This window comes from Intrasporangium sp. Soil_C_50 (assembly GCF_057656595.1).
Map to the genome: position 1 here is coordinate 689,226 of NZ_JBDGKB010000001.1, position 14,936 is coordinate 704,161.

General features: G+C 74.8%; 12 protein-coding genes. 5 read left to right on the forward strand and 7 right to left on the reverse strand.

Going from position 1 to position 14,936, the window contains the following annotated elements:
* Positions 1–22 precede the first annotated feature (22 nt).
* From AC3A5R_RS03250 to AC3A5R_RS03260, 3 genes are read right to left on the reverse strand one after another with little or no spacing between them, the layout of a single operon-like run.
* Positions 23–1,483 (reverse strand): DUF5719 family protein, encoded by a 1,461-nt coding sequence (locus AC3A5R_RS03250; RefSeq protein WP_487619333.1) that lies wholly within the window; start codon positions 1,481–1,483, stop codon positions 23–25.
* Complete coding sequence (locus AC3A5R_RS03255) at positions 1,480–4,731, reverse strand: glycosyltransferase (protein ID WP_487619334.1); 3,252 nt, start codon at positions 4,729–4,731, stop codon at positions 1,480–1,482. Before AC3A5R_RS03255 ends, AC3A5R_RS03250 begins: the two co-directional genes overlap by 4 nt.
* A 40-nt stretch (positions 4,732–4,771) precedes the next feature.
* On the reverse strand, positions 4,772–5,038 hold the full coding sequence (locus tag AC3A5R_RS03260) for a WhiB family transcriptional regulator (protein WP_076258264.1): 267 nt from the start codon (positions 5,036–5,038) through the stop codon (positions 4,772–4,774).
* 273 nt (positions 5,039–5,311) lie between these two features.
* Here AC3A5R_RS03260 and cofD point away from each other — a divergent pair, with 273 nt between their 5' ends.
* Positions 5,312–6,304: a 2-phospho-L-lactate transferase gene (gene cofD, locus AC3A5R_RS03265; RefSeq protein ID WP_487619335.1), complete on the forward strand. Its 993-nt coding sequence runs from the start codon at positions 5,312–5,314 to the stop codon at positions 6,302–6,304.
* Positions 6,301–7,398 carry a coenzyme F420-0:L-glutamate ligase gene (locus tag AC3A5R_RS03270; RefSeq protein WP_487619336.1) on the forward strand — a complete coding sequence of 366 codons (1,098 nt, stop codon included), beginning with the start codon at positions 6,301–6,303 and terminating at the stop codon, positions 7,396–7,398. Before cofD ends, AC3A5R_RS03270 begins: the two co-directional genes overlap by 4 nt.
* 35 nt (positions 7,399–7,433) lie before the next feature.
* On the opposite strand, the gene AC3A5R_RS03275 is transcribed toward AC3A5R_RS03270, so the two are convergent.
* Positions 7,434–8,405: a zinc-binding dehydrogenase gene (locus tag AC3A5R_RS03275; protein ID WP_487619337.1), complete on the reverse strand. Its 972-nt coding sequence runs from the start codon at positions 8,403–8,405 to the stop codon at positions 7,434–7,436.
* 52 nt (positions 8,406–8,457) lie between these two features.
* Between AC3A5R_RS03275 and AC3A5R_RS03280 the strand changes: the two genes are divergently transcribed.
* From AC3A5R_RS03280 to AC3A5R_RS03290, 3 genes are read left to right on the forward strand one after another with little or no spacing between them, the layout of a single operon-like run.
* A complete protein-coding gene (locus AC3A5R_RS03280) occupies positions 8,458–9,159 on the forward strand; it encodes a biotin transporter BioY (protein ID WP_487619338.1) in 702 nt (233 codons plus the stop codon).
* Positions 9,156–9,893, forward strand: coding sequence for an energy-coupling factor ABC transporter ATP-binding protein (locus tag AC3A5R_RS03285; protein WP_487619339.1), 738 nt, complete (start codon positions 9,156–9,158; stop codon positions 9,891–9,893). Before AC3A5R_RS03280 ends, AC3A5R_RS03285 begins: the two co-directional genes overlap by 4 nt.
* On the forward strand, positions 9,890–10,531 hold the full coding sequence (locus AC3A5R_RS03290) for an energy-coupling factor transporter transmembrane component T family protein (RefSeq protein WP_487619340.1): 642 nt from the start codon (positions 9,890–9,892) through the stop codon (positions 10,529–10,531). The genes AC3A5R_RS03285 and AC3A5R_RS03290 overlap by 4 nt, the downstream gene beginning before the upstream one ends.
* A 59-nt stretch (positions 10,532–10,590) precedes the next feature.
* Here the strand turns inward: AC3A5R_RS03290 and AC3A5R_RS03295 are convergent, their stop codons facing one another.
* From AC3A5R_RS03295 to AC3A5R_RS03305, 3 genes are all read right to left on the reverse strand, one after another.
* Positions 10,591–11,751, reverse strand: a complete 1,161-nt coding sequence (locus tag AC3A5R_RS03295) for an NAD(P)-dependent malic enzyme (protein ID WP_487619341.1) — start codon at positions 11,749–11,751, stop codon at positions 10,591–10,593.
* Positions 11,752–11,986: 235 nt separating this feature from the next.
* Positions 11,987–13,273, reverse strand: a complete 1,287-nt coding sequence (locus AC3A5R_RS03300) for an HD-GYP domain-containing protein (RefSeq protein ID WP_487619342.1) — start codon at positions 13,271–13,273, stop codon at positions 11,987–11,989.
* On the reverse strand, positions 13,270–14,577 hold the full coding sequence (locus AC3A5R_RS03305) for an HD-GYP domain-containing protein (RefSeq protein WP_487619343.1): 1,308 nt from the start codon (positions 14,575–14,577) through the stop codon (positions 13,270–13,272). The genes AC3A5R_RS03300 and AC3A5R_RS03305 overlap by 4 nt, the downstream gene beginning before the upstream one ends.
* Between the last annotated feature and the right edge of the window lie 359 nt (positions 14,578–14,936).

Below are 14,936 nucleotides of genomic sequence, written 5' to 3' on the forward strand. Positions count from 1 at the left end.
CGCGCCTCGGCCGGCGCGAGCCTCAGTTGCGGACCTGGCGCACCGGCACGGACAGGGCCCGCACCGGCGCGGAGAGCACCGCCGCGATCGAGAAGGTCGGCACGCCGCCGTCGCTGCCCACGACCGAGACGGCGCCGCGCACGTCGCCCCGGGTCGGCACGACCCAGACGCTGTCGGCGTCGCCGAGGTCGGTGGCGACGGTCGAGCCGGCGGGGACCTCGACGGTCGAGGTGCGCGCGCCGTCGCCGGTGCCGATGCGCACCTGGGCCCGGGAAGCCGTCTCGCCGGAGGTGAGCAGCAGGCGCTTGGTCGTGCCGCCGAGCCCCGGCAGCAGGACCCCGCCCACCCCGGTGATCCGTGGCGCGGCCGCGGTCCAGGCGAAGTCGCCCATCTGGTCGCCGGTCGTGGCCCGTCGCTCGGTCCAGGCGGCGGCGACGAGCGCGTGGTCGGCGCGGACGCCGAGACCGAACGCACCGCTGGTCCGCGGGATCGCGACGTCGACGGTCGAGCCCGCGGGCACCCGCACGGCGCGCAGCGCGTCGGGCTGGACGGGTCCGGCGTCGGTGAGCAGTCGCAGCTGCGCGAGGGCCTCGCTGGTGCCGGGGTTGGCCAGGCGTGCCCAGACCGAACCGGACGCGTCGACGCCGGGCACGACGAGGTCGGTGCCGGGGGTCGCCGCACGGGTGGCGTCGTCGATGCCGCGGGCGGTGGCCCCGTCGATCCACTGCTCGTCGAGCACCGCCGACACGACGCCACCGGTGGCCGAGACGTGCACGACGGGGCTGGGCTCGTCGGGCGCGACGGCGTCGAGGGACACGACGACGCGTGATCGCGGGGCGACCGAGATGCTGCGGTCGTCCGTGCCGGCAACGCGGCCTTGGCGGCCGAGCACCTCGGTGGTGACCGTGACGGCGTTGGCGCCCGGGTTGGTGACGACGACGCGCTCGGTGCGCGAGGGCCCGGACCCTCCGCCGACGAGCCAGACGTCGGAGGAGGGAACCTGGCAGGGGGTGACGGCGAGGCCGCGGTCGTCGTCGCCGGTGTGCTTCCACACCTGCGTGGCGACGAGGCCGGGGGCGAGCCCCTTGGTGCCACGGGCGAACACGGCGTCGGCGCGCTGCGCCGCGGCGCTGACGAGCGACCCGGCGGCGTCGCCCTGGGCCAGCCCCGACGCGTCCCTGCCGCCCAGCAGCGAGAGGGCGCCCCCGCTCGGGGCGCCCGCGACCACACCGGCATCCGGCGCGGCCGCAGCCACGGTGACGTCACCCTCGACGTCGCGCAGGCCCACGCCGCCGAGGCGCTGCTGCCCCGGGCACACGAGCGTGGCGTCGTCGACGAGGACGCTCGAGGTCTCGGGCAGCCCGGCGCGCTCGCCGGGCGCGGCCAGCTGCAGCGAGCCGCTGACGTGCGTGGCTCCGACGGCCACCCCCGCCGCGACGACGGCCACCGCGGCGGCCCGGACGATGCCTGCGGCCCGGCTCATGCGCGCCTCCTCGAACGACGGTTGCCGAAGGGCAGCGCCATGAACACGACGAACGCGAGCAGCGCAGCCTGACCGATGCGCCACCACGGCTGGGCCGCAGCGAGGTCGACGCGGAGCGCTCCGCCCTGCCCCGGGAGGTCGTAGGTGGGCTGGGTCGAGCCGACGACCGGGCTCAGCTGGGCGCCGTCGTAGGTGACGACGGCGTGGGCCGCCCACTCCGACGGCTCCGCGAGGACGAGGCGCCGGGGGCCCGGCGCGGCCGGCAGCGTCGTGTCGACGGCGGCGTGGGGGCCGACGGTCGGGACGACGGCGAGCACGCCCCCCGAGGGGTCGACCAGACGGGCGCGCGACGGCGCCGTGGTGTCCTCGGCGCCCTTCGAGGCGGCCGGCGGCCGGACCTTCCAGAGCACGCCGTGCGCGCCGCTGCCGAGACGGCTCAGGCCCTCGGCGGCGTCGAGCCGGCGAGCGAGCGGGCTCTCGGCCCCGCCGGCCACCTGCACGAAGCCGATGCCGAGGCGGGCCAGGGACGAGGCGTCGAGGGCGTCGGCGGCGCGGCCGCCGACGATGGCGGCGACGGCGGACACGAGCGCCGCGTCGTCGGCGTCCGGGCGCCGGTCGAGGTCGCGGAGCAGCTCACCGGGCTCCTGGCCGGCGAGCACGAAGTCGACGACGTCGTCGGAGGGGCGCAGCAGCAGGATGCGGTTGCCGAGCGGCCCGGTGGCCTGGTCGACGGCGACCGCCGGCAGGGTGGCCTCCCCGACCGAGAGCGTGTCGCCGGCACCGCGGACGGCCCACAGTGCCGGGCCGGCGAGGACCGACCCGGTGACGAGCACGACGGCCGCGACCGCGCCGGCCAGGCGTAGCCGCCCGACGCCACGGCGCAGGTGCGCGAGGACGGGACGGCTGCCGGCGAGCATCCCTACGAGCAGGCCCGCGAGCCAGAGCTGCAGGCCGACACCGGCCCACAGGTGCGCGGCGGCGGACGTGCCGACGCCGGTCTCGGCCGAGCCGAGCACCACACGGGACCCGCCGACGGCCGCGACGAGGCCGACGACGGCGAGCAGCGCGCCGACTGCGAGGCCCACCGACTCGGCCCGCGTGCGCGCCCGGACCGCGAGCCCGACGAGCCCGAGGACGACGAGCGGGGCCGCCAGCCACGCCGTCCACGACGACGCCCCGGGGTGGCCCAGGACGAGCGCCACCGGGCCCCACGGGCCGGCGTCCGAGCCCGTGGCCACGAGGCCGGGCCCGGACAGCACCAGGCGCCAGTCGTCGACGAGGCGCAGGACCCACGGGCCCAGCAGGGCGGTCGGCACGACCAGCAGGACGAGGGCTCGGGCCCGTGCGAGGCCGGGGCCGAAGAGAACCAGCAGGAACGCGGCAGCGACCGATGCGGCGAGCAGCGGCGGGGCGAACGCCCCGACGACTGCGGTGGCGAGGGCCGTGGCGAAGGTCGCCGTGAAGGTGCCGTCGCGGCGTGCCGCGAGGGCGAAGCCGGCGAGGACGAAGGGCAGCAGGACGTGGGCGACGGCGAGCGTCACCCGTCCCTGCGCCGTGGCCGCGAGCACGACGGCCGAGGACCCCCAGGCGACCGCGGCGACGCCGCGAGCCACGCGGGAGGTGGTGACGACGCGCCCGGCGAGGTAGGCCGACCACGTCGCGAGGGCCGGTGCGAGCACGAGCAGCCAGGCGATCGTCAGGCCGGCGCTCGAGCGGCCCTCGGCCACGCCGGGGACCTGCTCGGCGAGCCACGTCAGGGCCGAGAGCACCGCGAGGTGCGGGCCGGCGTCGACGCCCGTGCCGAGGCCGGAGCCGTGCCAGGCGTCGAGGAAGGCGTGCCAGAGCCCGTCGGACCCCGTGGCGACGGGGTGCAGCTCGCCACCGGCGAGGCCGGTGTGCGACGGCGACAGGCCGCCGGCGCGGATCGTGTCGCGCCAGGCCGCGACGCTCGCGCCGAGGACGACGGCGACCGCGAGGAAACCGGGATGGGTCAGGACGCGTCGTCCGATCGAGGTAGGCAGGTTCGCCAGCGAGTCGGTGTCGTCGGCGGTCGGGCCGGTCTCGGTGGTGGGCGCGGCCTCACGGCGGGCGGCTCGCTCGGGGGCGACGGCGTCCTGGAAGTGGTCGAGAGTGGTGCGCGCGGCGACGGACGGCGGGACGAAGAGCGTCGCCAGGTGGTCGCGGCGCAGGCGCTTGGTGGACCGCCCGCGCCAGCGCGCGGCGGTCGTCGCGGCGGGGTGCCACAGGGCGGCGACGTCGGACAGCTCGCGCCAGGCGAGCCGCGGCCGCTTGGCCACGAGCAGCCCGAGGGCCGAGAGGACGCTCGACACGGCGAGCCAGACGGCGAGGAACGGGGCGACGAGCGGCGTGCAGCGGGCGAGCGTCACCTGGCGGGCGGCGCGGCGCGAACGCCGCTCGACCTCACGCGGGCGCGGACCGCCGGGGCGGGCGCCGTCGACGCCTGCCGACGCGTCGCGCACGACGGCTCCGGGCACGACGACGACGCGGTGGCCGGCGAGCTGGGCCCGCCAGCCGAGGTCGAGGTCGGCCCCGTACTCGGTGAAGGCGGGGTCGAACCCGCCGAGGTCGTCCCACACGGAACGTCGCACGAGCATCCCGGCCGTGCTCACGGCGAGGACGTCGGTGCGGTGGTCGTACTGCCCCTGGTCGGCCTCACCGCGGACCGGGCGGCCGAGCCGGCGACCCGTGCGGGTGATCTGGATGCCGAGCTCGACGAGGCGCCGCGGGTCGTCCCACGCGACGAGCTTGGGCCCGGCGATCCCGACCGACGGTGAGCGCAGGCCCTCCTGGAGCAGGCGGGCGAGCGCGGTCGGCTCGGGGACGGTGTCGTCGTGCAGCAGCCACGCCCACTCGGGGCGGATGCCGGCGTCGCCGGCAGCGCGCAGGTGCTGCATCGCGGCCTCGACGGCGCGTCCGAGCGGGACGCGCGACGGCAGGCGCAGGACGTCGACGGGCACGACCTGGCGGACCCGCGCGTGCGCCTGCGCGATCGCCGCCGACGTGTCGCTGCTCGCGACGTCGACGACGAGAAGACGGGCGGGCGGCAGTGTCTGGGAGGCGATCCCGTCCAGACACTGCGCCAGCCACGTCGCACCGTTGTGCACGACGACGATCGCGTCGACCATCGCGCTGGGACGGGGTCCGGTGGAGGGTGCGGACATCGACCCGGGCGCGGCGCCCCGGGGGGCGCTGCGGTCCTCGGCGAGCTCGTCTGGCACAGCGGTCACGTTCACCCGGACACCTGGGGCCCGGGCCCTGCGACCACAGTCAGACCGCGCGCTTCTTCAGCTTGCGGCGCTCCCGCTCGGACAGACCGCCCCAGATCCCGAAGCGCTCGTCGTTCGCGAGGGCGTACTCCAGGCACTCGGCTCGCACCTCGCACCCGACGCAGACCTTCTTGGCCTCGCGGGTGGAGCCGCCCTTCTCCGGGAAGAACGCCTCCGGGTCGGTCTGGGCGCAGAGCGAGCGCTCCTGCCAGGAGAGCTCACCCTCCTCCGTACCGACGTCCGACATAACCACCATCAGCTCGTGCATGACCCCTCCTCGACCCTGACTCCTTGTGTGTCAGCACTCGCTGTACCCGGCGGCACCGTTCCCCTGGCACTGGACCCCACCCCACGTGGGTTCCGTTGGCCGCGGTACCGACTCCGACGAGTACAACAATGAAATTACATGCGTGTCATATGCCCTACGTCAAGCCCGATAGTGATATTTGCTCGAACTCGGTGAGGCGCTTCCGCGCCTGTGGTAGACAAGCGTCCGACCCATCTTCAGAGGCGTCCGGACGCGGCTGAGAGGATCGGTCCCATGCGCATCACTGCCCTCGCCGGAGGCGTCGGCGGCGCCCGGTTCCTCCGCGGCCTGCTCCGCCACGTCCACTCCCCCGCGTCCGTCCTCGGCGACGAGCCGGTCGAGCTGACCGTCATCGGCAACACCGGCGACGACATCACGCTCTTCGGCCTGCGGGTCTGTCCCGACCTCGACACGCTGCTCTACACGCTCGGCGGAGCGGTCCACGAGGGCCAGGGCTGGGGCCGGGCCGACGAGTCGCACCACCTCGCCGAGGAGCTCGCGGCGCTCGGGGCGACGCCCCAGTGGTTCACCCTCGGCGACAAGGACTTCGCCACCCACGTGTACCGCTCGCAGCTGCTCGGCCAGGGCCTGCCCCTGTCCGCGGTCGTCGACCGGCTGGCCGCCCGATGGGGGCTGCCCCAGCAGGGCGTGCGCCTCCTGCCGATGACCGACACCCCCGTCGAGACCCACGTCGTCGTCGACGAGGGCGACGGGCCGCGCGCCATCCACTTCCAGGAGTGGTGGGTGCGCCACCGGGCCGAGCTGCCCGCCGAGCGCTTCGTCGTCGCCGGCCTCGACGCCGCGGCCCCGGCACCCGGGGTCCTCGACGCGCTGCGCGACGCCGACGTCGTCCTGCTGCCGCCGAGCAACCCCGTCGTGTCGATCGGCATCGTCCTGGGTGTCCCCGGCGTGCGTGACGCGCTCCGCGGCACCCGGGCGCCCGTCGTCGGGGTCTCGCCCCTCGTCGGTGGCCGACCCGTGCGCGGCCACGCCGACGCGTGCCTGCGCACCATCGGGGTCGAGGAGTCGAGTGACGGCGTCGCGGGCCTCTACGCCGACTTCCTCGACGGCTGGCTCGTCTCCGAGGACGACCCGATGCCGCCGCGGCGTGGCCTCGAGGTCGTGCACCGGCCGCTGCTCATGAGCTCGCCCGACGCCGCGGCCGACCTCGCCGGCGCGGCCCTCGACCTCGGGCTGCGGCTGCGCGCCACGAGGACGCCCGCGTGACGACGCCGGCGTCCCGGGCCCACGGCGCGATCAGGACGGTCGGTGCGGTCAGCGTCCTGCCCCTGACCGGCATCCCCGAGGTGCGCGAGGGCGACGACCTCGCCGACGTCGTCGCGGACGGTCTCGAGCACGCCGGTCTGCGGCTCGAGGACGGCGACGTCGTCGTCGTCTCGAGCAAGATCGCGAGCAAGTCGCTGGGCCTCGTCACGCACGATCCGGACAAGGACCGCGTCGTCCACGCCGAGACCGAGTACGTCGTGGCCGAGCGTTCCCTCGGCGACCGGGTCACCCGCGTCGTGCGCGCCAAGGCCGGACCGATCATGGCGGCTGCCGGCGTCGACGGCTCGAACACCGGCGACCGTGGCGGCTGGCTCCTGCTGCCTCACGACCCCGACGGCATCTGCGCCGACCTGCACGACGCGCTCGTGGCCAGGCACGGCGTCCGGCTCGGGGTCGTCCTGTCCGACACCGCCGGACGCCCCTGGCGCGTCGGCCAGGTCGACTTCGCCCTGGGCGCCCATGGCGTGCGCGCGCTCGACGACCTTCGCGGTGGGGTCGACGCCGACGGCAAGCCCCTCGAGGTCACGACGCGGTGCGTCGCCGACGAGGTCGCGGCCGCTGCCGACCTCGCCAAGGGCAAGGTCAGTGCCGTGCCAGTGGCCGTGGTGCGTGGTCTCGTGGACGCGCTCGTCGACGAGCCGCTGACGGCCCACCCGCGCGGGCGCGACCTCGTGCGCACCGGCCCCGGCGACTGGTTCGGCTACGGCCGCGTCGAGGCCGTCCGCGCGGCCCTCGGTGTCGAGCCGGGCAGCACGGACGCCCTGGCCGTCGGGATCGCACCCGCCGGCGCCGACACCCGTGTCGACGCCGTGTCGCGGGCCGTCCGCGCCGCCCTGCACGGCGTCGAGTCGGGCACGGCCGACATCGGCCCGCTCACCGTGACGCTCGGCGCCGACACCCCGCACGAGCTCGGCCGGGCCGCGGCCCGGCTCGAGGTGGCGCTGTGGGCCGAGGGGCTGCGCGGCGAGGCCGACGTGCCCGCGCCCGACGGCCTGTCGGTCCTCGTGCACGTGTCGGCGGCCGACGCCCGCTGACGCCCGCCGGGGTGCCACCCCCGCACCGGGCGGGGTCAGCCGTTGGTGAAGACGACCTTGCCGAAGACGTCGCCGTCGACCATGCGGGCGAAGCCGTCACGAGCGTCCGCGAGCGGCATGACGGAGTCGACGACCGGCTCGATGCCCGCCGTGACGACCAGCTGCGCCAGGCGAGCCAGCTCCTCGCGGGTGCCCATCGTCGACCCGACGACGCGCAGCTGCTTGAAGAAGATCTTCGTCAGCTCGGCCTTGGCCGGCGCGTCACCGGACGTCGCTCCGGAGATGACGATGGTCCCGCCGGGGTTGAGGGAGTTGACCGAGTGCGACCACGTCGCGGCCCCGACGGTCTCCATGACCGCGTCGACGCGCTCGGGCAGCCGCTCGCCCGAGGCGAAGACGCGGTCGGCGCCGATGTCGAGGGCGCGGGCGCCCCGGGCCTCGTCGCGCGAGGTGACCCACATCCGGTAGCCGGCCGCCGCGCCGAGCTGGACGAGCGCCGTCGCGACGCCGCCGCCAGCTCCCTGCACGAGGACGGTGCCGCCGGGGCGCACGCCGGAGTTCGTGAAGAGCATCCGGTAGGCGGTGAGCCACGCCGTCGACAAGCACGCGGCCGCCTCCCACGACATGCCCTCCGGCTTGGGTACGAGGTTGGCCGTCGGGACGGCGACCTTCTCGGCCAGCGTGCCGTCGTGCAGCTCGGACAGCAGGGTGCGCCGCGGGTCGAGCGTCTCGTCGCCGCGCCAGCCCTCCGAGGGCACGACCGCGTGCACGATGACCTCGCGGCCGTCCGCGTCGACACCGGCGCCGTCGCAGCCCAGGACCATGGGCAGCCGGTCCGCGGGGAGGCCCACGCCACGCAGCGACCACACGTCGTGGTGGTTGAGGGCGGCGGCGCGCAGGTCGACGACCGACCAGCCGGGCCGCGCCTCGGGGTCGGGGCGCTCGCCGACGACGAGGCCGGAGAGCGGGTCGGACGCGGACTGACTGGCGGCGTAGGCAGCGAGCATCCCAGCACCATAGTGAGCGGGCCCCCGTCGCGGCCCCGGTAGGGTGCGGGCCGTGACCGACGACACCCGGACCCAGACCGGCCTCCGCGACGCCTCCCCCGGCACCACCCCGGGCGCCGTGGCCGCCTCCGAGACCCCGCGTGGCCCCCAGGGCTCGCGCAGCCCGCGGGGCGTCGAGGCGCGCTCGGTCGCCCACGTCGCGGTCTTCGCGGCCCTGCTCGTCGCCACGGCCGTCGTGCCGGGCATCCCGGTCGGCGCGCTGGGCGTGCCGATCACGCTGCAGACGCTCGGGGTGCTGCTCACCGGCCTGGTCCTCGGCCCCGGCCGCGGGGCCCTCGCGGTCCTCGTCTACCTCGCCATCGGCTTCGTCGGCTTCCCGGTCTTCAGCAAGGGCCAGTCGGGTCTGCAGGTCCTGAGCGGCCCGACGGCCGGCTACCTCGTGTCGTTCCTCCTCGCGGCCCTCGTCGCCGGCGCCGGAGCGGCGCTCGTCGTGCGACGCACCGACCGACGCTGGTGGGTGCCGCTGCTCGCCACCGTCGCGGCGGTCACCTCGGTCGTGGTCATCCACGTGCTCGGCGTCGCCGGCCTCGTGCTCAACCTGCACCTGCCGCTGTCGGCCGCCGTCGCGGCAGACCTGCCGTTCCTGCCCGGAGACCTGCTCAAGGCGCTCGTCGCCGCCGTGGCGGCCGCCGCCGTGCACCGGGCCTTCCCGGACGTCCTCGTGCGCGCCCGACGCCGCCAGCGCGAGGCGTGAGAGCAGGGTCGTCGGCGGGTGCCCGCAGCCGCCTCCGCCTCGAGGGCGCGACGGTCACCGTGCCCGTCGACGGCGACGCCACCCGTCGCGAGCGGACGATCCTCGGCCCGGTCGACCTCGAGCTGACCGAACGCCGCGTCACCGTCGTCGGCGCGAACGGCTCGGGCAAGTCCACGCTCCTGCGGCTGCTCAACGGCCTCGTCCTGCCCACGAGCGGTTCCGTCGACGTCGACGGCCTCGATACCCGACGGCACGGCTCCCGCGTGCGCCGACGCGTCGCCTTCGCCTTCACCGACCCGCTCTCCCAGCTCGTCATGCCGACGGGGCGCGAGGACGTCGAGCTCTCGCTGCGCCGCGTGCACCGCTCGCGCGCCGGGCGCCGGTCGGCGGCCGAGTCGGTGCTCGCCCGCTTCGGCCTGTCCCACCTCGCCGACCGGAGCGTCCACGAGCTGTCCGGTGGCGAGCGGCAGCTCATGGCCCTTGCCGTCGTCCTCGCCACCGAGCCCGCGGTCCTCGTCCTCGACGAGCCGACGACGCTGCTCGACCTGCGCAACACCGCCCTGCTGCGCGACCTGCTCGCCGACCTCGAACAGCTGCTCGTCCTCGCGACCCACGACCTCGAGCTCGCCCTCGAGGCCGACCGGACGCTCGTCGTCGACGCCGGACGCGTCGTCTTCGACGGGCCGCCGGCGGAGGCCGTCGACCACTACCGCTCGCTCGCGTCCCGATCGTGAACACGGCCGGCCTCTTCGCCGCACACCTGCCGGGCAGCTCGCCGGTGCATCGGGCGCCCTTGTGGCTCAAGCTCGCCGGGGTCCTGGCCGTCGGCGTCGTGCCGTGGGTGACCAGCTCCCTGACGCCGCTGCTCGTCACCCTCGGGCTGGTCCTCGCGGCGGCGGTGCTGGCCCAGCTACCGCCACGCCGGCTGGCCCGGTCGGTCCGCGCGATCGCCCCGGTGCTCGTCCTGCTGCTGGTGTTCCAGTGGTGGGCGCAAGGCCTCTCCTACGCGGTGGGGGTCATCCTCGGGATCGCCAACGCGTACCTCGCAGCCGGCATCCTCACTGCCACGACACCGGTCACCGACCTGCTCGACGGCGTCGTCCGCGGCGCCCGGCCGCTGCGTCGCCTCGTCGACCCGGAGGTCGTGGCCCTGACGCTCGCGGTCGTCATGCGCTCGGTGCCCTGGGTGGCCGGGTCGTTCGCATCGGTGCGCGACGCGGCCCGGGCCCGCGGGCTCGAGCGCAGCCCCCGTGCGGTCGTCGTGCCGACGGCGCTGCACGTCGTCGCCTACGCCAGGTCGACGGGCGAGGCCCTCGCGGCGCGTGGGCTCACCGACCCCGATGATCCGGACCATCCCGACGACCGGGCCTGACGCGTCCGGACTCCCGGACGCGTCAGGCCGTGTCGTGCCGTGTCGTCGGGCGACCGGTCCTACGGAGCGAGCGCCGCGACGGCGCGCGCCACCGTGGGGGCGACGCGCTCGTCGAAGACGCTCGGCACGACGCGGTCGGCCGTGGGCTCCTCGACGAGCCCGGCGATCGCATACGCCGCGGCCAGCTTCATGTCCTCGGTGATCTCGCGGGCACCCGAGTCGAGCGCCCCTCGGAAGATGCCGGGGAAGGCGAGGACGTTGTTGATCTGGTTCGGGAAGTCCGAGCGCCCGGTGGCGACGACCTCGGCGAACCGTGTCGCGACGCTCGGATGCACCTCGGGGTCGGGGTTGGCGAGGGCGAAGACGACCGCCCGCGGTGCCATCCGCAGCAGGTCACGCTCGGCGACCGTGCCTCCCGAGACCCCGACGAGGACGTCGGCGCCCTCGAGTGCGTCACCGAGGGTGCCGGTGACTCCCCGGCGGTTGGTCACGGCGGCGAGGTCGGCCTTGTGCGGGGCCAGGCCCTCGCGGTCGGGGCCGAGCACGCCACGCGAGTCGGCCACGATGACGTCGCCGACGCCGGCGGCCAGCAGGATCCGGCTCACCGCGACACCCGCTGCCCCGGCACCGGACACCACGACGGTGACGTCGGCGAGCGTCTTGTGGACGACGCGCACCGCGTTGACGAGCGCCGCCAGGGCGACGATCGCCGTACCGTGCTGGTCGTCATGGAAGACCGGGATGTCGAGCCGCTCGCGCAGCTGCCGCTCGATCTCGAAGCAGCGCGGCGCCGAGATGTCCTCGAGGTTGATGCCGCCGTACGTCGGCGCGATGCGCGCCACGGCGTCGACGATCTCCTCGACGGTGCCGGTCTCCATGCACACCGGCACGGCGTCGACGCCGGCGAAGTGCTTGAAGAGGACCGCCTTGCCCTCCATGACGGGCATCGCGGCGAGCGGGCCGACGTCGCCGAGGCCGAGCACCGCGGTGCCGTCGCTGACGACCGCCACCGTGTTGCGGCGCGTCGTGTAGACCGCCGCGAGCGTGGGGTCGGCGGCGATGGCCCGGGACACGTCGGCGACGCCGGGCGTGTAGAGCAGGGACAGGTCGGCCGCGTCACGCAGCTCGGACGTGGCGTGTACCCCGAGCTTGCCGCCCACGTGGGCCCGGAAGACCGGGTCCATCGGGTCGACGAGCTGGTTGGTGGGCAACGCACTCATGACGGAACACCTCGTTCGCGTGGGAGAGGCGAGGGCAGGGCTGCCCTCGCTGGGTGGAGCGGTGCGGGGGTCTTGCCTGCACGTCGTCGTACGCGTCCGGGGGTTGCCCGATTCCGGACAGTCTGGCACGCCCCGACGCTCCGCCCAAGGGTCGGGAGCGACGTGTGACAGCCGTCTCAGGCTCGCCACGGCCCCCGTTGCAGGCGTCGACCGCGCGAGGTCGGCGGCGCCCGCGTCAGTCCTGGTGCGACGAGCCGAGGATGCCGAGCAGCGAGTCCACCACGCGCGGGTCGTACTCGTAGCCCAGACCGAGGTAGATGCGCTCGACCGCCGCCTCGCGGGCCCGGGCGCTCCTGGCACCGCCCGTGAGGTCCTCGTAGGCGTTGACGACCTTGAGGATGCGACTGGTCAGCGGGATCTCCTCGCCGAGCTCGCGCACCTGCCGGTAGGGCGTCGTCTGGTGCTCGAGGATGCGGGCCGCCCCTTCGAAGACACCGGTCTCGCGGACGATGGCCACCGAGTCGGCGGCGATCCGCCGTTGGTCGGCGGGGGCCGCCAGCACCGTGGCGCCGCCCGGGATCGGCTCGACGAGGGCCACCTGGCCGATGTCGTGCAGCAGGGCCGCGTACTCGAGATCGAGCAGGTCACGCTCGGACACACCCAGCTGCCGGCCCACGCGCACCGAGAGGGCCGCCACACGCTCGGAGTGCCCGGACGGGGTGTAGCCGGCCGCGTCGGTGAGGCGCGAGAGCGTCCGGATGCTCTGCAGGTAGGTGGCGCGGATGCTCACGTAGCGACGGAAGGCGAAGAGCGTCAGCACGAGCGGCAGGATGAACAGCGGCAGGGCCATGATGCCGAGCGTCGGGAGGGCGAGCGCCACGAGGACACCGGTGACCGCGACGGCACCGGACAGGGCGAACGAGGAGCGGGCCTCGTCGACGAACGTGCGGCGAAGGTCGGCCGTGGCCATCGCGCGCAGGACCGAGGTGAACAGGGTGTCGGCGACGAGGGCCGCGACGCAGATGGCGAGCATGAGCATGGCGCGCTGCCAGGGCACGAGGGCGTCGTCGTGGGGTGGGCCGCCGGGGCTCTGACCCAGGTGCGCGTTGCGGTAGAGCAGGGCCGCGACGGCGACGGCGATGAAGCGCCCGGTCGTCTCGACGAGACTGACCTCACGGCCACCGAGCACGCGCGCCCCCGCCCCGAGCGCCATGGACACGGACGTCACCGCGAGGACGTACGGCGTCGAGAAGGCCAGCTCGGCGGGTCCGACGTGGACGGCGAAGGCGAAGGCGAGCGCCGTGGCGGAGGCGATCGGCGCCGACCCCCGGAAGCCCGGGGCCGCCAGCTGGAACCACTCCCCGAGCACGATGGTCACCGCGAAGGTCGCGGTGACCAGCAGCGACACCTGCCCGTCGACCCCGGGAGAGTCCCCGGTGCCCACGGCGACGGCGACGCTGAGGACCAGCCCGAGCAGGCCGACGACCAGTGCCACGGGGTCGCGGTAGAGCGCGAGCCTCACGCGGGGCTCACCGTAACCACACCCGTCGGCAGACCGTGCTTGTCGAGAGCGGCCCACGCGGCGTCGACGACCGCCGGGTCGAAGCGACCGACGTCGGCGGTGAGCATCCGGTAGAGCTCGGGCGGGGGCTGTCCACCCGCGACATCCTCGGTCATCGTGGCCTCGACCGCCGTGACGACGGCGACGACGCGCGCCGCCACGGGGATGTCGGCGCCGGTGAGCCCGTCCGGCAGCCCGCGGCCGTCGAACCGCTCGCCCTGGTGCCGCACGCCGGAGCGGGCCTCCTCGAGGAAGTCGATGCCCTCGATCATCCGGGCGCCCATGACGCTGTGCCTGTCGACAATCCTCCGTTCGGACTCCGTCAGCGCTCCGGGGGCCCGACGCAGCAGGCGGGTCGGCACGCCGAGATGGCCGATCTCGTGGAGGGTGGCCGCGTAGGTGACCGTCGCGATCTGGCGCGGACCGAGGCCGAGCTCCTCAGCGGTCCACTCGGCCAGCTGCGCCGCCCGGGCGCTGCGCTCGACGGCGGGCGGCTCCTTGGTGCCGAGCGAGGTGACGAGGGTCTCGACGACGCGTTCGTGCGAACGCTGCTCCTCGCCGAACTGGACGAAGGCCCACCTCGCGGCGAGCAGGGGCGCCATGACGAGAAGGGCGCTGAAGGCCCCGAGGCCGGCCGGGTACCAGAGCACGACGAAGAGGAAGCCGATGACGCCGTAGCCGATGTAGGCGACGCCCGAACCGACGAGGATCCGGCGGACGAAGACCCAGAACGGCACCTGCTGCGAGAGCGTGACGGCGCCGGCCAGCAGGACGGCGTTGGTGAGGCACTGGACGACGTCGGCGACCATGAGGGGCAGCCCGACCTTGACGGCCAGGCTGGAGAACCCGCTGACCGCGTCGAGGGCTGCGGCACCCCCGCAGACGATGTAGGCGAGAGCGCCAGCGGCGCCGATGATGCTCATCATCGCGACATTGAAGAGCCACTGGAACCAGCGGATGCGTCCCGGACGCTCCATCGACTGCGACACCAGACCGACGAACCAGGCCCCGAAGGGGCCGAGGATCGCGCCGGAGGCGAGCAAGATGATCGACAGGAACGAGAAGCCGATCCGCGAGGTGACGGCCGGCTCGCGCACCCGGTAGCTGAGCATGCCCATCGCCGACAGCAGCAGGAGCGGGCCCACCTCGGGGCGACGCCCGTAGAGCCACGACACGACGCCAGCCACGACCGAGACGAGGCAGACGAGGGCGATGTAGTACGGCAGGAGCCGCGAGGAGATCGCGGGCTCGGGTCTGGTGCTCACCTGCTAAAGGCTGCGGACAGCGGTTCGGCCCCGCAACCGGGAGCCGGATGCGAGACCGAACCGTGCACTGCGAAGGCCCGAAGGATCAGCCCCAGGACCACGTGTTGGCGAACGAGATGAGGGCGCGGGTCGTGAAGTCGGAGGTGGCGGCGAGGGCCGACAGGAGGGCAGCGAACATGGTGGGGGGCTCCTTCAGGTGGTGATGTTCCCGGATGCGTGCGCCATGGAGGGGCGTTGCCGCGGGTGCACAAGAACACAGAGGTTTCCCTCTGCTTCATCGTGGCACTAGCGTGAAGGCGCACGGAAGTAGAGCCGGTCGGTTGGGCCCGGATCTATACCAAGATTTTACGTTTGTGCGC